The following is a 15,232-nucleotide window of genomic DNA, read 5'->3' on the forward strand; positions in this document are numbered from 1 at the left end:
TTGCCGTTACTGGGTTTTTGCTTACTAAAAAAACCGCCCTTTCGGACGATCATAAAAAACACCCCACAATTTCTTGCAGAGTGCTTTTTTCAATAAATATCAAGCAACCAACTGTCTTTTTGCACCGTCTATCAGCACTTCTTGACGTTTTAGACGGTTTTGGAGTTCGGCGATATGGTCTAAGGCTTTGCCAAAGTGTGCCATCATCTGTCCCAGTTCATCTTGTGCCATGCGGTTTTGATGAGCGGTGTCAGCGATGATGTTTTGGACAAAGGGGGCGTTCACCTTGTTTCCTGCCTGCAACATGAGTGTATGCACATACTCCACCGCTTGATGTACCTGCTCACCTGTCAGCTCATCGACACAGCCCACATCAAAGCGTTGGTGTATCATTTTCCACACATTGCTATAAATCGCCCCTGTCTCGGCAACGAGCATATTTACCGCTTGCACCAGTGGCTTTCTTTCGTCTTTGGTTGCAAAGGCGTTAATGTTCGCCCCGCCTGTCATCATGTCAAACGCACGGATGACCATCAGGCTAAATTTGGCACTTATCCACATAGCATAGCGATAGACCAGTTCACGGCAGACAAATGTACCTTGATTTTTACCTTTACCAATAACAGTCTCATAGGCAATCTGTTTTTCGCTTTCAATCTCGGCAATCAGCTCTTTGGTTTCTTGATTACGCATAAATTGATATGGCTCATGCTTTTTAGCACCGCCAGAGACTTTGTGTAAATCATTTAGGGAAAATAAGCCGTTGTGTTGGCTAATGGCTTGGTTTGAGATGATTAAGTTCATAAGAACTCCTATGTATTAACTTTGAAATTTACCCAAATAGGGTGCTAGGGGGTTCAAAGACCGTACATAGTCGGCTGGGTTTATTCGTCTGACAAGTCAGCTTATTTCACCGCCCCCCTAACATAATTTTATATACTTCTCAAATCTGAGAGCCTTAATTTTTTATGCTCCGCAGATTTGCGGTGCTTAATTTGATGTGAGGATTTGCACACCTTAAATTATGTTAGGATTTTGCTAAAAATCGTTCGGATTAACTTTTAGGCAAAATAAAACCACAGATGTCGCTTGTGGGTAACGCTATGTATTAGGCTTTGAAACCTTAGGGCATATATTACCCCAACCCACGCCCCATGTCAATAAAAAATCCACCGTTAGGGTGGATTTTGAGTAGATAACAAACTTCGCTCCATCACTTCGGCTTGAAAATTGGTAATATCAAGACCATTTAAGGCACAGTTCTGGATTTGTCGTGTCAGCACATCATCTAGCGTGCAGATAGGGTTGATAATGCCAGCAAAATGTTTTTGTAAGACTTCACTAGCTTTCAACTCATAAAGCTCATCAAGACATACCCAAGTACAGACCTTAAAATAACACGAATTTTGAGGCAGATAAAAATTATAAAAACGGTCATCTTGACAACCAAATACCGTACCACGTCCGTGCTGTTTTGAAGTGGTTTTTGCAACCACATACACCCCATCGCCAAAACCCAATACCAAAAACAACTTTTCGCCCGTCTGCCCATCGTGAAAAGCAAATTGCTTATCAAAAAATACCGAGCCAATTTTCACGATAATGCCCCAATCAAGGCTTTACGTTCGGCGATATGCGATAACATTGTATCAAGCTCGCCTTGTCTTAGGGCAAGTTCATAAGGGATTCTGCCTTGCTTATCACCATCAATTTCATACACCTTATACCAAGGGGAGTTTTCTAAATGCGTAGCTTCTATCATCTCCTCTGCCAAACTGTCTTTGTATTGTTCGGCAAGCTGTTTCATTAAAGCAAGTTCACGGCGTGAAAAATGCTTATCATCAAACCCTTGTTTGGTGTGTATGGTCATCATCGTACTACGACCGCCATACACCGCCATCTCCCCAAAACGCAAGGCAGTTGCCATATCGGGTTCGGGACTTTGTATCTCATCATATAGCTTGGTAGGCACAGGACCCATTTTCCATGCATAATAATCAAGCCCCGTAACCGAACGCCCAGTATGCTTACAATGCTCAAAGTCCAAAAAGTACAAAAGTTTGAACAACTTAATTTTACCGCACTTTTCTACATTGGTTGCAAAGTAGATAATAGTATTGATGAGCTTTTCTCTGTTGTGAATAATTAACATTCTTCTATCTGCTACAAGCAAAATGGCATTTTATTATAACCCCACTAATAACAAATGACAACCTTTGTTATCATCCAAGCGATAAAAAAGTGTAACCCACGCCCCATGTCAAGCCCTACCACCATTTAATCACAGAAATAAAATACCCAAGAGCCACCAAAAAAGGGATAGCCCACAACGCCCAAAATCTTGTTGTTTTCATATCGTTAAAAATCCTTAGACAAAAGCCCAAAAATTTGATAAAATCATCAAAGTTCACTTATGATTTACTCCTACCTCAACTAGGGGTTAAATTAAAAAAACCCCAAACTCTGCAAAGTTTGGGGTTTTGTTTTTTAAGTCAGCATTTATTGCCATCAAGCCTTAATCGCCAAAATAATCTCTGGCAATTTCCACATAAAAACGACAGCCATCACGAACACAAGCAAGCCCATCAAGGCAAGGCAGGTTTCGATTAAGCCGTTTTCTTTTAAAGATTTTGTTGTCATTTCAGTAACCTTTGCAATAAAGTTAAGCATTTGTTATAATAACTCCATTCAGTTGCCAAGATTGAAAATAAAAACCCCAAACCGCCACAGTTGGGGGTTTTTGCTTTTTAGGGTTAGTCATTCTTTGGAAAGCCAAAACATGCCCAGAAAATAATCAACACCCACAAAAACCAAGTGGTTTTATCATGCAAATGTAAGATTGTGGTGCAGATAACAAGCACCGACCAAAACACGCCACAAGCAATATATGCCATGATGACTCCTAGATTTAATGAATAAAAAAAACCGCCCTTATTTAAGAACGGTCTCTTTTTTATAACAATCTCAATTACAAGAGGTTGTTACCATTGGCTATTAACACTTGTTTTTTTAATGTCCGTAGATAAGCTATTAATGGCATTATCCAGAATGGTTTTTACCTGTGTCTTTTCTTGTTCAGTGGTAGCAGGATAGGTTATGGCTTGTGCCATTGTACCACTTACATAGCCAGCAGGATGATGAATGTTTATATCAGAAAATGATACCCTAGCTTTGTCATCTTTTGCATCAATTTGAAATGTAAATTCAAGCACTGGTTGTGTACGCCCGTAGCATTTCAAGAAATTGGCACACGAAAAGTCTACATTGCCTTTACCGATAATGCTTCCTGCCGTCTTATCCTGATACTGAATGACAGAGTTTGCTGATTTAAAACTCTTTGCCACCCATTGACGAGAATTTTCATAAATGACATCTTGCTTAATATTTGGGATTTCTACAATGCGTTGATAATCTTTCATTGGTTCAGACGGCACCGTTGTGCCTGTGGTCGCACAACCAACAAGAGATAAGCCAATAGCACCTGCCAAAAGTAGTTTTTGCATCTTAATGCTCCAATTTAAAGAAAGGGAGCATATATCTTACACCAAACAGTAACAAGATAGCAATAGGCGGTTACAATTTACTGCCTATTGCTATCTTGTGCCATTTTCAGATATTCATCATCAATGGCGAATACCGCCCTATCTATCCACTCACGATGTAGGGGTAATGGATAGACCGCCAACACGTCACTAATCTGCCCTACCGTTAGGGGCAATGGGATAACTGTCATGCTTGACAAATAAGACCGTCCACGATTGGCAAGCCAAAATGTTTCAATCATGGCATTGACCATGTAATCCGTAGACGGTTCATCGGGTATTGGCAGGTTTAGATAGGCATAAACCTGCCTATCAAAATCGCTTAGGTCTTGGCAGTCTTGCTCCCATCGCCACCTTTGGACGGCTTTTTTGCCAAATCAGTTGCCTTTTGTTTGGCACTTTGGGCTGTCTTTTCGCTACATTCCAAGCACCAAATAGAAAACTCAAAGCCGTTTGGCAAGTTGGATAACAGTTTAACAAAGTTTTCCCCTGTAATGGGTAGCTTTTCTTGACTGCCGTCATCATCCATCATCACATCCCAGTCGGCAATAAGATGTTCGCCAATGGCATAACCCATGGCTTCATTGATGTTTAACTCATCATTGCTAATGTTGGCGATGACTTCGGCAGTCAATGGCGTGTCCTGTTCTTGCTCTCTTTTTGCCATGATAAGGGCATGGGTTCGCAAAAAAGCAGGTTTAATGGCGGAATAAAAAGTTACCGTAATGCCCGTCTCATCATGGGTAAACGTGCTTGTAAAATCTTTATTGTCTGCCAAATCTTGTTTTTTAATGATATACGCCATAATCACTCCTATGTTGGGATTTTGGTAATGGTTGGTGCTTCTTCCACCACGGTATAATTCACATTTTGCTTGATTAGGTCATTCATACTACCGTTCGGAGTATCGCCTGCTACTTGTGCTTTTGGAATCGCAAGTACATACTTTGACTCATCGGGGAATTTTAAGGTCAGCTCAATGGCAACAGTGGCACCCGTCATTTGCTTATTGACAATCTCTTGGGCTTTTTTGCCATAAGCTAACGTCATGGCACCCGACATCTTCGCCATCATTTCAAGCAATGACCCTGCAAAAATGCCATTACCCAAACATTTTTGGGCTTGGATGTTGTTATCCACTTCAAAGCTAAATTCAGTAACGCACGCCACGCCTTTTGTGGTAATGCCGTCAATCTTAATGTCTTCCACCGACAGCGATGTAACCCGTTGCAGGTTGTCAGCCGTGGTAGGAGATTGACTATACGGCGTGTCGTTTTGGTTTTTGTAATCCGTACCCATCACACCAAAGGCACAAGTGGCATAGCCTGTGTCAGACAAGGCAAGTTTTAGGGTATTGACACGCACACCACCATAATAGTGATAAATTCCCACGTCTTTGTAACCAACTTCCACAGCAAAGGTTTTGGCGGTGCTACCTGCGAATGTCAAAACATTGCCCTGCCACTCACTAAACGCCACCGCTGACAGCCAGTCATCATAAGCGTCTTTGGCAAATTCCACTTCAATATCGCCTTGCAACTGACCGCCCGTTACCAATCCTGCCTGTGCAATACGGCTATCGGTAATGGTTTCACTTTCGGTATTCTCAAAGCTGGCGGTTAAACCATTTGATATGTAGGGTAGGATTTTCCACCCTGTATCTGGAATTTCTTCGGTTTTTTGGGGGGCGTACGCCACCACAATTCGTGAACCACGAGACATAATTTCTACTCCTAAGCCCTATGGGCTGTTAAAAGGTAATTGGGGTTGCATTTGTTCTTGGACGGACAAAATGGCGGTGTTTAGGTCGTCTCGTCTCTTTTTCCAATCGGATAGACCTTTACCGCACAAACTGGCAAATGCCTGTTCACGCTCTTTTAAGTCGCTAAGCAAGGTGTATTGTTGCATTAGCTCCATCGTCTCACTTTGTAGCAATGAGCGAGCGTAGAAAAATGCTTGAACCAATGCTTTTTTAAAGGCGATCACTTTGGGGCTGTTTCGCATAAGGGTCATTAAAAACGTGGCTTGCTGTTCGTTTAGTTCAGCATACACCGTATAACGCCCTGCATTTGAATTTCGGATTTTAAATCCAGAATTCGCCACTTCATTGGTTTCTTTAAAATTGACGTTACCAAATGCCATAAAATCAGGCATATAGGAACGCACCAATTTAATTACGTTTTCATGCTTAACGCCTAAACCCTGTGCGATTTGCAGGGTTGTTGTTTTTGGCTGACCATCATCAACCATTACAAGCTTGTCACTCATATTCACTCCGAATAACTTTTCCTTGCCACATAAAAAATCCCCACAGATTGGCAAGATAATCTATGGGGAATGCCTTTAAAAAATTTAGTAGTACCGATACGGCACACTCACATTGATTTGATAAATGCCATCGATTGACGGCACACTGATGATGCTAGGGGCTAATAGTTCAAGCCGTCCTAGCTGTTTGGCTTTTAGATGCTTAGCAAGGCTGTCCGCCCACGTCTTAATCTTAACCGTGCCTTGATTTTCCACACAAAATAGCTGTACGACAAGTGTACCCACCTGCAAGATACACGGCTCATCAGATAGGCTTGTAATGGCATTAATACCGCCCAAAATTGACACACGCCCCCATACACCGTCTTTGGGTGGTGCGATATTACGGTTATCCCGTGCTAGGCGTTTTGGGTCAAAATGTTGCCATGTTGCGATATGGGTTAAGATGATTTGTTCAATTTCTAAGCTATTCATAGGCTTGCCACCGCACTATTGAAGGCGTTCAAGTACACCCCTGTGGGGGCTTGCTGTGAATGCCCCTGTTCAAGCCGTAAGCCATACGGCAGGTTGTTTTGAAAATACACAAGGGGGTAAGTATGCCGTGGCAATCCAAGCACCAAGCCAATGCCACCACCTGTCTCGGCATAGCTAGGACTGCCAATGCTGATATGATGAGACCGTTTATAACGCCCTGTTTTAATAGGGCTTAGGGCTTGCAAATTGTTATATACATTGATGGCAAATTTGCGATACGTCCTATCTAGCTCATCGCCCACTTCATCGGCAAATAGACTAGGCGGTGTTGCCCACATTTAGCCCCCTTAATTGGATTGTGTAGCTAACATCGGCAGGGTCTTTGGCAATACTAAGCACACGCATATCATTGATGACATCATCAATCATGGGCGTGCCTGTAACTTCGGATTGCAGACAGATTAGCTTAACATCATGAATACCAATGACTTGCCCGTCCGTCTCATAGGCACTATATGAGCCAAACACCCCACGCCCTGTGTAGGCTTCGGTTGGTGTGCCATTGTCATTGATGACCCAATCATCATTGCTTTGGCGTGTGGCGGTAAAATCGGTAACAGCGTCCGCCAAATCGGTGTTAAGAGCATTGGCGATGTCGGCGGTAATCTCACTGTTTAGCCCCATATTATCCCCTTATCACAGGCAGGCTTGCCATACCGCCAAACGTGATGATGAACGGCTTGATTAAATCCAAAGCCATCATTTCATATTGCCCCATGGCTTGCCCATCTTGACCGCTTGCGTATGTCTTAGACACCGATACATCGCCCGCTTTCGATGATTTAGACACAACCACGCCTTCGGTGCGTGCTTGGTATAGCTCGCCTGCCATGTAAGCTTTAGCAATCAGTCGCCCTGCTTGTTTGACATTGTCATGGTAGGGTTTTTGTATTTGATGGCGTGATAGCCAAGCATTGACCGCAAGTAGCGTGTCTTCATTGGCATCAGGCAAATTTAGTTCGTCTTGCGTCATAAATACCCCATGATAAAACCCCCATAAGATAAAGTTCTTATGGGGGTTTTGCGATTATTCCACTTTGCCAGTTTCTGATGTCGTGCCAGTCAAGGCTTCTGTTTTTTCTGGATTTTTAATGCCATAATCGCCCCCGCTCTTAGCGGTATCGGTCGCTTTCATCGCTCCTACCGTACTTTTTGAGTCGTCAAAGTAGTCTCTTTCAGACGGGTAAGTGTAGTTAAAAGCAGGTTTTACTTTGTCTTTAGGTAGTCCCATCATTCACTCCTTATAGATTGGTGATTAAAAAGCGGATTGGCGTTTGCTCTGGTGTTGCGTCCAGTCGCCAGTTTGTGCCTGTTTGTAGGTCTGTCCAGCTTGCTGATAAGGCTTCATTCTTTGTACCGCCTGTTAGCGCGCTGTCTTCGGCAATAAAGCTAAACCCCTGTGGGTGGATTAACGCATGACGGCGTGTCCAAAGTGTGGTATGACCTGCACCATTACCTGTGTTCGCCGTGCGTTCAAGCTCCAAATCATCTTGACCTGCCACCATGTCAGCGGCGAACGCACCACGACCCAGCAAGTACGACACATATTTGGCATTTTTGCCTGTGCCAATAACCGTACCTTTGGTGGATTGAACGATGGTGCGACCGTTATAAGTCTCAACAGGCTTTAAATCATCAGCAGTGGTGACTTTCTCCACAAGGCGTTGCTTACGCATTTTGGTGGCAATGAGCGGGTGGACAATCATGATGCCATGTCCTTGATACGCCTCATCAAACGTGCCTTCAGCGTCGATAAACGCATTCACATCAAAGCCACTGGTGTCATCAGCGGTGGTCTTTGAAATGTCATGGGTAAGCTTCTTGCCGTTGGTATGGTCATAGTTCATCAAACCAAACACGGTAGCAATGGCTCGGTTTTCCATTTGGGTCAGCCAAAATCCGTCTAACATCTTAGCAATCTCACTCAAAGGCGATTTGCCTGTTAGATAGTTCTCCAGTCGGCTCTCAATAAAGCCTTCATTCAAGAACGCCACACGACCTTTTGACTTACTTGCTTCAATGCTTCTTGGCATGGCAATGTCGGTCATGATGGTGTTGCCATAGTTGGCTTCTAGGTTGCCATCAATGGGGTGGATGAATGGCACTTCAAAGGTTTTTGAACCGCTTGTCAAAAGTGGTCTTAGGCGACTGTCTGACACAAAGGCTCCTGACTGATAAAACTTTGAACGCTGCAGGTTGTCTTTAACTTGATAAGACAACACCACATTTTTATTAAAAATCTCTCTTAATTTGGGCATGGTTACTCCATGAATAATTGATTAAATAAAGTTGGGTTAGACTGTGCCAAAGCGACTCGCTCGGCTTCGCTATAATCTTGGGCTTGTTTTTGACTTTGACCTGTTGCCCCTGTGCCACTGGCTTTGGTGCCGTCAATCAAACTGTCAAACTTACCCCCATCTTTGAACTCTTTTACTAAATCGTCCAATGTAGAGATGGTCAAGTTACCATTGCCATCTGTTACTTTAACTGCTCCGCTATCCACCGTTAAGCGTTTTTCAATGAGCATTTGCAAGATTTCTTGATTATGGGCATTGGTGGATAACTGACTGGCAATTTTCAATGATTGTGATTTAATCAAATCATTGTTACGCTCGGCTGTCATATCACTCATCTGTTTTTCAAGATTTGCAATTTTATCTTGATAGCTTTTTTCTAGGGTTTCAAAATCGCCTTTTTTGCGTGCCAATTCTTCCGCCTGTTTGTCTTTTTCGGCTTGCTCGGCTTTGCGTTTTTCGGTCTCGCTTTTCTTTTCTGCCAGCAATGTTTCGTTGTGTTTGCGTAGGCGTTCAATTTCAGCTTGTGCCGCTTGAAACTGCTCGGCTGTGATTTGGGTTTCTTGTTTGTTTTCGTCTGTCATGGGTTACTACCTTTTGTTTGCAATTACAAATTGCGGATAATAAAAAAGCACCCGATGGGTGCTTGTGCGTGTTTAAAAAAAAATTAAGAAAAACGCGGATCGAATTTGATTTTTTCAATCAATGCAATTTTGGGTTTTTCGTCAAGGTTGGCATTGATAATTTGCTCGGCAACAAAATTAAAATCATCTTTGGACAAATCTTGCAAAGCAATAAAACCAAAAAACTTTTCTTCATTATCAAAGTCTTGCATGATTTCACTATCTTTGCCAAATCGCTTAATAAGATTTGGGCGGATTTCGGTTAAAACTTGATTGGCAAAACTCTTTCCGCCAAAACTATTGCCCTTACTTATCATAATCATCATCATCTCCTTTAATTATAAGGATTTTGTTTTGTTGTTTTTTATCTAATGATAACACAAAACCGATGATTTTTTCCAACCTTTGTTTGTCAAATTTGCGTAAATCTAATGGCACAATATCTGACTTTTCAATATGATTGATGATGTTTTCTTTTTGCCTATCCCACGCTTTATCTGATTTGGTAATACTATGTAAGTAAGCTTTAATATCTACATCATCGCCAATAGCATACATAATATCTAGTGTCTGCCACTCTTTGACTGGCAATTCGTCATCTTTTTTAGCAAAGTCTGGCGGATTACCTGTTGGGCTTTGTTTGTGGTATCGGTCATCATAGCGCACCAAATAAATGCCAAAATACTGCTGCAGCAGGTCAGCCAATTCAGCCTCGGCTGGTCTTGGCTGTTTTGGTTTCTCCCCAAGCTTGATCGGCTCAATTTGCAGGCGTTTAACTTCGCTAGCTCGTGGCTTTAAGTGACCGATATTGATTGTCTGATAACTTGGCTTTGACTGGTTAAACCCCAAAGGCTCAATCTGCCTCATCTGCTCTAAGGTCAAAGGCGTAAAGTTTTTATCCAGTTGCAAGGATTTAAACTTTTCTGCACTCATGCCACCATCACGAAACAGCTTGCCCCTTGCTTTGCCAAGCACTTCATCTTGATAATCAGGTGTTTGCTTTTTTAACCACTCATAATAGCTGACATTTTCGGTTACGCCAAACTCAGACGCTCTATTTTTGGGGCTTTCATAGCCGTCATAGATGATTTCAAAACTTGACCGACAGTTAAAGTGGTAAGGCGGATATTTCGCCTTGGCAATCGGCATAAAAGTGTGGTCTAAATGGCGACAAATGGGACTGGTTCGGCTATCCAAAGTCGCATTTACCCGAATACCCTTGATGATGTCAAGATTGTCACGGATGAAGGCTTGCTTGGCTTCACTTGCCACAATCGCCGTGCCTGTGCGTGCGATGGCGTGGGCATTTCTTGTTGTCGTACGCAAAATGCCATCTTGATAACGATTAGCACGGCTACCACGAATCAGCTGTACAAGCTTATCATTGGTTAAACCCTCGCTGTGGGCTAGGCGTATGGCACGGATAATCCGCTCGCTTTCATTTTTGCCAAATGATTTGGTTAAATCATCTAGGCTGATGCCTACATTGGTAGTTAGATGTAGCGGCTTATCAAAAACTTTATCGGCGTACGCCATTAGGCTTTTTGGGCTGTTTAACCGTTGTCTGGTTGCCTTGTAAGCCTCATCACTATGTACCTTGTAGCGATGAGAAAAAAGCGTACGCCAGTTTGACTTTAATCCGTCCCTATAAGCACCAAACAAGCCTTGTAATTCTTTATCGGCATTGGTGGTTAATTGCTTGATTTCACGAGCGTTTAGGCTTTTTACCTCACGGTTGAATACCGCTTTTTGCAGATATTCATCTACCGACTTTAAGGTTTTGCCAAAATCATTGACCAAGGATTGTTTTAGGCGTTCAAGGTTGATGAGTCTCTTCATTTATGCCGTACCCTTGTAATTCACCTTCAATCAATGCTTTTGCTTCACCAGCATCTTCAATGGTAGCGATTTCATCCTCTACCAGTTTTGCACGCATTTCACCAAAGCTTATCGCACCTCCTTGCCATTCAGCAATCAGCTGGGCTCGTTCTTGGGCTGTCATCTTATTGGTGGCAAAGTTGGTATTAAAACTGACGGTAGGCACCCCATCAGCCCCCACAAAACGCCCCAGATAGCCAAAACAACGGCTATAAGCATCCGATAAGTTATTGCAAATGGTTGCCAGTAATGATGTTTGCTCAGCAATCTCCGCCCCTGCTTCTGTTGCGGTTTTATTGCTTGTGTTGCCAACCAATCTTGCACCAATTGCCACCATTTGTTCTTCTTTATGCCTCATCGCTTCAAAATTGGCGTTGTTGGCATCGGCTTGTAATAATTGAGCGGTTGCCCCTACGCCTAGAATCTGCCCCACCCTTGACCCCAAATGCACACCGCCATTGGGCTGTAGTACATCACGATACCACTCATTGGTAACCCCTGTAATAAACAAGGTGGGCTGACCTGCAATAAAGTTACTTTCTTGGTAGTCGGCACTGTCACGGTAATGAGCAAGGTTTAGCATCGCCAAATCATACAAAGGGGCATCGTCAATACTCTCATCATTATCATCCGCACCGATAAAGCTAAATGGAATAACATCAAAAGGCTTTTGGGTAAAATCATAAATCGGTGCCTGCTCGGTAAATGGCACAAAGCCCACACCGTCTTTGCGTAAAATTTGACTGGTAGCCACACCATCAGCCAACCGCAGAACCAATAATTGCTCGCCATATTCCGCACGAAAGCCATCATCAGACTTGACATAGCTTTCTTTAATGACCAAAAGCGTGAGCCTCTTTTGTCCGTCAATGGTTGCTGTACGCCAATTAATAATCTGTTCTGGCTCATATAATTTAACCACGGGGCGTAAATGCTTGGTTTTGTCTTTTGTGCCACCGTTTGAAATCGGAAAATCCGCCAAAAGCCCACCACGCCCTTTGATTAAAAGCATGGTCAAAGCTCGTCTGGCGTGCTGCGTTAAATCCGTACCTGCCCCATCCACATCATTTTTTAAAATTTCTAAATCTTTGGGCAAATCAAGCAAAGGATATTTTGCAAAGGCAAGACCGCTCAAGGCTTTGGCGGTCTTTCGTGTGGCGTTGTAAAATACCGCCCGTGTCTGGTAGTCTTTGTAGCGTTTAGCTTTGACATCAGGCGGTTCACTTGCAGGGCTAGGATTGGGCAGATACAGCTCGCCTTTTGCTTTTACTGCTGTCTCGCCTGCATAACAGTCCGCCACCAATTGCCATTTGGTAAAGTGCGGCAGAAGTTCAGGTAAAATATAGTCAGGGTTCATTAATACAAACTCACTTTAAAATCAGTCGCAAATGTCGGCTTGCTTTGATACACCGCAAAATAACGAAATGCGTCCGCCCCTCACAAAAAAGCCCCTGCAAAAGCAAGGGCTAAAACAAAACCCCTTGCGTGTAATCAGTGGCAAGGGGTGTATCATTAAATAGAAAAGCTTTACACACTTTTCCATTGTGGGTATATTCTACCTAATCCTTGCTAGCAAAGCAAGGATTATTTTCTAAAAAACCGTAAATAAATCCCCCTGCTTTATCCAATTCCTGCTTCACCCTATTTCTGCGATTTGCCACAATTCTAGGGTCTGCCATTTCAGCAATTTTGTACTCTGGAATATCAAGCAGATAACGCATACAAAACACTTGATATTGCAACACGCTATACCTTGCCAAAGCACATACCGCTTTATCAATCGCCATCGCCCTATCGTCTGTGATACTATACCTAGCGGACGGGCTAGGCACGTTATCACGCATAATCATTTCAAGCCAAGGTCTAGGATAACCCTGCCTATCGGGATTGTGCCTTGACCACTTCCCCCACTCGTGAAATTCATTCATAAATCCCCCCATTTGTTTTCCACCTGCTCACAAGCCATCATCGCCAACCCATCAACCAATGCAAGCTCTCTGTCCGACAATTGCCAAACAATCTGATTATCTTTAAATTGTAGCTCTTTAACTTGCAGTTCTTTTGTTTGCAGTTCTTTGGCTTTGTTATCGCTGATGAGTAGTCCGCCACCGAACAATTCTTTTTTATGCTCTTTTTGGCTATCAAGCTTGCGAATAAATACACTCTCATTAGCCGACACGCTAAATTCAATCCCTGCCTTACATAATTTATTTAAATTATTTACCATCAGCACATTGGGCGAATATTGGTATTTTGGCAATGTTGGCTTTTGTTGCTCTAATGCTTTTAGGGCGTTGTATAATACTGGGGCGGTCATTGCTCGCACATCTCCACACAGATTAGTAGCAAAACAAGTATCTACCACCGCCCCATTATCATAAGTAATGTCAGCAGGAGCAATAATAGCAGTACAATCACGGTTTCGCATTGAGTTAAACACCGTCAAAGCAGGGGCGAACAAAAAGAATTTGACATTATTCGCCAAATAAAAATCAATGATTTTTGCCAAAATAGAAAAAGGCGGATTGTCAATCACCACCGTGTTATCATCATAGTTTTGGGCATGTGCTTGATAATCGCCATCGGGATAAAAAGGGCGTTCTACCGTCAAATCGTCCAAATGTAAAATGTGTTCGTTGACATACTCTAACACGACATCATAAACCGCAGGTGGTGTGAATGTGTCATCGCTCGTCGTGCGTTTTTCAAATTTTTGTAGCCAGTTATAGTATTCATCGCTATTCATTTCTCACTCCCATCAAACCACATCAAAAACATTAAACAACAAACAGCATGGGCAAGGTGTGGTAATCCGCTTTCGCCATCTACCATCTCACCGCTCCACCACGCATTCAAATGCCTATGACAGGCGTTAAAATACCGCTCACGGGCGTTTGGCACGGTTTTCCAGTTATCCATCCCATACTTGTTCGCCCCAAATTCTAAGACTTCCACCACCTGCCACAAAGGGGTGGACGGTAGTAGGCTAAATCTTGGCTTTTGGCTGTCGTGTTTTTGTCCGCTCATCTCTCAACTCCAATTCTCTTAAATTCGCTAATAAACTCGTCCCACGCCATAACTGCCGCCTTGTCATTAATAACCACCGTTACCGTATCTGATTTTCGGTCATAATCAATCACTTTGGCAACATCGCCGTTGTCGTTTGTGTAGTAAGTCATTTTTTAATTACCCTTTTGCATTCATAAATTTTATTGCCAACAAAGAAACCACCCAACTTTTCGCATTCGTTGGCAATATAAAAATGGGCATATTGATAGCCAACAAAGAAACCAATAACCAAAAACAATAAACAAATCATCTCACCCACTCCAATTCCTGTGGTGTCGTAACCTTAAAGCCATTTGCCACCGCCCATAATTCAATTTTTGTTAAATACTCGGCAAATTGTTTGGTATTTGCCTTTGTTGTGCTGATATTTTTAATCACACTCATTGCGATATTTTCATAAAGCGTGTCGTTAATTACGCCCTTACACCGCTTGATACTATCCGCCATCTCGGCAAATTCACCATCATCTCGTGCGTAAATACGAGCCAAAAACAAGCGTTTAAAAAACATATGCCACCATTCATCATCTTGCCCATTTTGGCTTTCTAGTTCGTGAAGCCAGCTCCAATAAAGTCGGTTCTGGGCGTTGCTTCTTGCCTTATCGTCATCAATGCCAATCGTTACCACGACATTATGCGGTGTGTTTAGGTTGTCCGCTACGGCTTGATGAATCGCTTTAAAGCAGTTCTCGGCAACATCGGCATTGATAAGGCGGTAGGATTGATTTTTCATAAGAAAATTTGATATAGAATATGAAGTGAAGCAAGCATTAAGATAATAAGCACATTTGAAAAACCCAAAGTTACTTTTTCTGCTATTGTAAATTTTTTATAGACACTAAAATCCGCATAGCTAGAATTACCTAAGATACATTTAATCATTAACCCAAAGTTTAAGATTAATAATATTTCAATATAATTCAAAATCGGCAAAGAAAATAATCCACTCATATCTTGATAAACCAAATAAATCAAGTAGGTTTTAATTAAATAACAAATAATCCAAAAAATAATCATCATAACAA

26 protein-coding genes are annotated in these 15,232 nt (G+C 42.5%); all 26 read right to left on the reverse strand.

From position 1 onward, the window contains the following. Window positions 1–99: 99 nt before the first annotated feature. The 26 genes from LP107_RS09085 to LP107_RS09210 all read right to left on the reverse strand — a co-directional run bounded on the left by LP107_RS09085 (window position 100) and on the right by LP107_RS09210 (window position 15,227). The gene (locus LP107_RS09085; protein ID WP_264676211.1) at window positions 100–804 is read right to left on the reverse strand and encodes a KilA-N domain-containing protein; all 705 of its coding nucleotides are present in this window, start codon (window positions 802–804) and stop codon (window positions 100–102) included. A 371-nt stretch (window positions 805–1,175) separates the two neighbouring features. Continuing rightward, the gene (locus LP107_RS09090; protein WP_115369776.1) at window positions 1,176–1,598 is read right to left on the reverse strand and encodes a hypothetical protein; all 423 of its coding nucleotides are present in this window, start codon (window positions 1,596–1,598) and stop codon (window positions 1,176–1,178) included. Next, window positions 1,595–2,152: a Panacea domain-containing protein gene (locus LP107_RS09095; protein WP_115004704.1), complete on the reverse strand. Its 558-nt coding sequence runs from the start codon at window positions 2,150–2,152 to the stop codon at window positions 1,595–1,597. Before LP107_RS09095 ends, LP107_RS09090 begins: the two co-directional genes overlap by 4 nt. A gap of 356 nt (window positions 2,153–2,508) precedes the next feature. Then, on the reverse strand, window positions 2,509–2,640 hold the full coding sequence (locus LP107_RS09100) for a hypothetical protein (protein WP_264682760.1): 132 nt from the start codon (window positions 2,638–2,640) through the stop codon (window positions 2,509–2,511). 113 nt (window positions 2,641–2,753) lie between these two features. Next, window positions 2,754–2,894, reverse strand: a complete 141-nt coding sequence (locus tag LP107_RS09105) for a hypothetical protein (RefSeq protein WP_264682761.1) — start codon at window positions 2,892–2,894, stop codon at window positions 2,754–2,756. Window positions 2,895–2,981: 87 nt separating this feature from the next. After that, the gene (locus LP107_RS09110; RefSeq protein WP_264682763.1) at window positions 2,982–3,503 is read right to left on the reverse strand and encodes a DUF4468 domain-containing protein; all 522 of its coding nucleotides are present in this window, start codon (window positions 3,501–3,503) and stop codon (window positions 2,982–2,984) included. Between the two features lie 77 nt (window positions 3,504–3,580). After that, window positions 3,581–3,784, reverse strand: coding sequence for a hypothetical protein (locus tag LP107_RS09115; protein WP_264682765.1), 204 nt, complete (start codon window positions 3,782–3,784; stop codon window positions 3,581–3,583). Between the two features lie 80 nt (window positions 3,785–3,864). Further along, a complete protein-coding gene (locus LP107_RS09120) occupies window positions 3,865–4,347 on the reverse strand; it encodes a hypothetical protein (protein WP_264682767.1) in 483 nt (160 codons plus the stop codon). An 8-nt stretch (window positions 4,348–4,355) separates the two neighbouring features. Continuing rightward, the gene (locus LP107_RS09125) at window positions 4,356–5,264 is read right to left on the reverse strand and encodes a phage tail tube protein (RefSeq protein WP_264682769.1); all 909 of its coding nucleotides are present in this window, start codon (window positions 5,262–5,264) and stop codon (window positions 4,356–4,358) included. 18 nt (window positions 5,265–5,282) lie between these two features. Further along, window positions 5,283–5,810, reverse strand: coding sequence for a Rha family transcriptional regulator (locus LP107_RS09130; protein ID WP_264676207.1), 528 nt, complete (start codon window positions 5,808–5,810; stop codon window positions 5,283–5,285). 84 nt (window positions 5,811–5,894) lie between these two features. Further along, window positions 5,895–6,284, reverse strand: a complete 390-nt coding sequence (locus tag LP107_RS09135; protein WP_264676206.1) for a DUF4128 domain-containing protein — start codon at window positions 6,282–6,284, stop codon at window positions 5,895–5,897. Continuing rightward, the gene (locus LP107_RS09140) at window positions 6,281–6,622 is read right to left on the reverse strand and encodes an HK97 gp10 family phage protein (RefSeq protein WP_264676205.1); all 342 of its coding nucleotides are present in this window, start codon (window positions 6,620–6,622) and stop codon (window positions 6,281–6,283) included. Before LP107_RS09140 ends, LP107_RS09135 begins: the two co-directional genes overlap by 4 nt. Then, window positions 6,603–6,968, reverse strand: coding sequence for a glutamate 5-kinase (locus LP107_RS09145; RefSeq protein ID WP_264676204.1), 366 nt, complete (start codon window positions 6,966–6,968; stop codon window positions 6,603–6,605). The genes LP107_RS09140 and LP107_RS09145 overlap by 20 nt, the downstream gene beginning before the upstream one ends. Before the next feature lies 1 nt (window position 6,969). Continuing rightward, on the reverse strand, window positions 6,970–7,317 hold the full coding sequence (locus LP107_RS09150) for a hypothetical protein (protein ID WP_264676203.1): 348 nt from the start codon (window positions 7,315–7,317) through the stop codon (window positions 6,970–6,972). A 54-nt stretch (window positions 7,318–7,371) separates the two neighbouring features. Then, window positions 7,372–7,575 (reverse strand): hypothetical protein, encoded by a 204-nt coding sequence (locus LP107_RS09155; RefSeq protein ID WP_264676202.1) that lies wholly within the window; start codon window positions 7,573–7,575, stop codon window positions 7,372–7,374. A 10-nt stretch (window positions 7,576–7,585) separates the two neighbouring features. Continuing rightward, window positions 7,586–8,602, reverse strand: a complete 1,017-nt coding sequence (locus LP107_RS09160) for a hypothetical protein (RefSeq protein ID WP_264676201.1) — start codon at window positions 8,600–8,602, stop codon at window positions 7,586–7,588. Between the two features lie 2 nt (window positions 8,603–8,604). Then, a complete protein-coding gene (locus tag LP107_RS09165; protein WP_264676200.1) occupies window positions 8,605–9,222 on the reverse strand; it encodes a hypothetical protein in 618 nt (205 codons plus the stop codon). Window positions 9,223–9,305: 83 nt separating this feature from the next. After that, window positions 9,306–9,584 carry a hypothetical protein gene (locus LP107_RS09170; protein WP_264676714.1) on the reverse strand — a complete coding sequence of 93 codons (279 nt, stop codon included), beginning with the start codon at window positions 9,582–9,584 and terminating at the stop codon, window positions 9,306–9,308. Then, on the reverse strand, window positions 9,568–11,100 hold the full coding sequence (locus tag LP107_RS09175; RefSeq protein ID WP_264676715.1) for a hypothetical protein: 1,533 nt from the start codon (window positions 11,098–11,100) through the stop codon (window positions 9,568–9,570). Before LP107_RS09175 ends, LP107_RS09170 begins: the two co-directional genes overlap by 17 nt. Beyond that, window positions 11,078–12,496, reverse strand: a complete 1,419-nt coding sequence (locus LP107_RS09180) for a DUF4055 domain-containing protein (RefSeq protein WP_264676198.1) — start codon at window positions 12,494–12,496, stop codon at window positions 11,078–11,080. The genes LP107_RS09175 and LP107_RS09180 overlap by 23 nt, the downstream gene beginning before the upstream one ends. A 202-nt stretch (window positions 12,497–12,698) precedes the next feature. Beyond that, on the reverse strand, window positions 12,699–13,067 hold the full coding sequence (locus LP107_RS09185) for an antiterminator Q family protein (protein WP_264676194.1): 369 nt from the start codon (window positions 13,065–13,067) through the stop codon (window positions 12,699–12,701). Continuing rightward, entirely contained in the window at window positions 13,064–13,885 is an 822-nt protein-coding gene (locus tag LP107_RS09190) for a hypothetical protein (protein WP_264682771.1), read from the reverse strand. The genes LP107_RS09185 and LP107_RS09190 overlap by 4 nt, the downstream gene beginning before the upstream one ends. Further along, window positions 13,882–14,166, reverse strand: coding sequence for a dATP/dGTP diphosphohydrolase domain-containing protein (locus LP107_RS09195; RefSeq protein WP_078275323.1), 285 nt, complete (start codon window positions 14,164–14,166; stop codon window positions 13,882–13,884). The genes LP107_RS09190 and LP107_RS09195 overlap by 4 nt, the downstream gene beginning before the upstream one ends. Next, the gene (locus tag LP107_RS09200; protein ID WP_162860366.1) at window positions 14,163–14,318 is read right to left on the reverse strand and encodes a hypothetical protein; all 156 of its coding nucleotides are present in this window, start codon (window positions 14,316–14,318) and stop codon (window positions 14,163–14,165) included. Before LP107_RS09200 ends, LP107_RS09195 begins: the two co-directional genes overlap by 4 nt. A 136-nt stretch (window positions 14,319–14,454) precedes the next feature. After that, complete coding sequence (locus tag LP107_RS09205) at window positions 14,455–14,940, reverse strand: recombination protein NinB (protein ID WP_078273444.1); 486 nt, start codon at window positions 14,938–14,940, stop codon at window positions 14,455–14,457. Further along, window positions 14,937–15,227, reverse strand: a complete 291-nt coding sequence (locus LP107_RS09210; protein WP_112742084.1) for a hypothetical protein — start codon at window positions 15,225–15,227, stop codon at window positions 14,937–14,939. The genes LP107_RS09205 and LP107_RS09210 overlap by 4 nt, the downstream gene beginning before the upstream one ends. Window positions 15,228–15,232 lie beyond the last annotated feature (5 nt).

This window comes from Moraxella bovis, assembly GCF_025985205.1.
GTDB classification, from domain to species: domain Bacteria; phylum Pseudomonadota; class Gammaproteobacteria; order Pseudomonadales; family Moraxellaceae; genus Moraxella; species Moraxella bovis.

What these genes read in the sequence shown, in the direction of transcription:
- LP107_RS09085 (WP_264676211.1), bottom strand. Translation starts at nt 804, where the DNA reads ATGAACTTAATCATCTCAAACCAAGCCATTAGCCAACACAACGGCTTA.
- LP107_RS09095 (WP_115004704.1), bottom strand. Translation starts at nt 2,152, where the DNA reads ATGTTAATTATTCACAACAGAGAAAAGCTCATCAATACTATTATCTAC.
- LP107_RS09100 (WP_264682760.1), bottom strand. Translation starts at nt 2,640, where the DNA reads ATGACAACAAAATCTTTAAAAGAAAACGGCTTAATCGAAACCTGCCTT.
- LP107_RS09105 (WP_264682761.1), bottom strand. Translation starts at nt 2,894, where the DNA reads ATGGCATATATTGCTTGTGGCGTGTTTTGGTCGGTGCTTGTTATCTGC.
- LP107_RS09110 (WP_264682763.1), bottom strand. Translation starts at nt 3,503, where the DNA reads ATGCAAAAACTACTTTTGGCAGGTGCTATTGGCTTATCTCTTGTTGGT.
- LP107_RS09115 (WP_264682765.1), bottom strand. Translation starts at nt 3,784, where the DNA reads ATGATTGAAACATTTTGGCTTGCCAATCGTGGACGGTCTTATTTGTCA.
- LP107_RS09120 (WP_264682767.1), bottom strand. Translation starts at nt 4,347, where the DNA reads ATGGCGTATATCATTAAAAAACAAGATTTGGCAGACAATAAAGATTTT.
- LP107_RS09125 (WP_264682769.1), bottom strand. Translation starts at nt 5,264, where the DNA reads ATGTCTCGTGGTTCACGAATTGTGGTGGCGTACGCCCCCCAAAAAACC.
- LP107_RS09130 (WP_264676207.1), bottom strand. Translation starts at nt 5,810, where the DNA reads ATGAGTGACAAGCTTGTAATGGTTGATGATGGTCAGCCAAAAACAACA.
- LP107_RS09135 (WP_264676206.1), bottom strand. Translation starts at nt 6,284, where the DNA reads ATGAATAGCTTAGAAATTGAACAAATCATCTTAACCCATATCGCAACA.
- LP107_RS09140 (WP_264676205.1), bottom strand. Translation starts at nt 6,622, where the DNA reads ATGTGGGCAACACCGCCTAGTCTATTTGCCGATGAAGTGGGCGATGAG.
- LP107_RS09145 (WP_264676204.1), bottom strand. Translation starts at nt 6,968, where the DNA reads ATGGGGCTAAACAGTGAGATTACCGCCGACATCGCCAATGCTCTTAAC.
- LP107_RS09150 (WP_264676203.1), bottom strand. Translation starts at nt 7,317, where the DNA reads ATGACGCAAGACGAACTAAATTTGCCTGATGCCAATGAAGACACGCTA.
- LP107_RS09155 (WP_264676202.1), bottom strand. Translation starts at nt 7,575, where the DNA reads ATGGGACTACCTAAAGACAAAGTAAAACCTGCTTTTAACTACACTTAC.
- LP107_RS09160 (WP_264676201.1), bottom strand. Translation starts at nt 8,602, where the DNA reads ATGCCCAAATTAAGAGAGATTTTTAATAAAAATGTGGTGTTGTCTTAT.
- LP107_RS09165 (WP_264676200.1), bottom strand. Translation starts at nt 9,222, where the DNA reads ATGACAGACGAAAACAAACAAGAAACCCAAATCACAGCCGAGCAGTTT.
- LP107_RS09170 (WP_264676714.1), bottom strand. Translation starts at nt 9,584, where the DNA reads ATGATTATGATAAGTAAGGGCAATAGTTTTGGCGGAAAGAGTTTTGCC.
- LP107_RS09175 (WP_264676715.1), bottom strand. Translation starts at nt 11,100, where the DNA reads ATGAAGAGACTCATCAACCTTGAACGCCTAAAACAATCCTTGGTCAAT.
- LP107_RS09180 (WP_264676198.1), bottom strand. Translation starts at nt 12,496, where the DNA reads ATGAACCCTGACTATATTTTACCTGAACTTCTGCCGCACTTTACCAAA.
- LP107_RS09185 (WP_264676194.1), bottom strand. Translation starts at nt 13,067, where the DNA reads ATGAATGAATTTCACGAGTGGGGGAAGTGGTCAAGGCACAATCCCGAT.
- LP107_RS09190 (WP_264682771.1), bottom strand. Translation starts at nt 13,885, where the DNA reads ATGAATAGCGATGAATACTATAACTGGCTACAAAAATTTGAAAAACGC.
- LP107_RS09195 (WP_078275323.1), bottom strand. Translation starts at nt 14,166, where the DNA reads ATGAGCGGACAAAAACACGACAGCCAAAAGCCAAGATTTAGCCTACTA.
- LP107_RS09200 (WP_162860366.1), bottom strand. Translation starts at nt 14,318, where the DNA reads ATGACTTACTACACAAACGACAACGGCGATGTTGCCAAAGTGATTGAT.
- LP107_RS09205 (WP_078273444.1), bottom strand. Translation starts at nt 14,940, where the DNA reads ATGAAAAATCAATCCTACCGCCTTATCAATGCCGATGTTGCCGAGAAC.
- LP107_RS09210 (WP_112742084.1), bottom strand. Translation starts at nt 15,227, where the DNA reads ATGATGATTATTTTTTGGATTATTTGTTATTTAATTAAAACCTACTTG.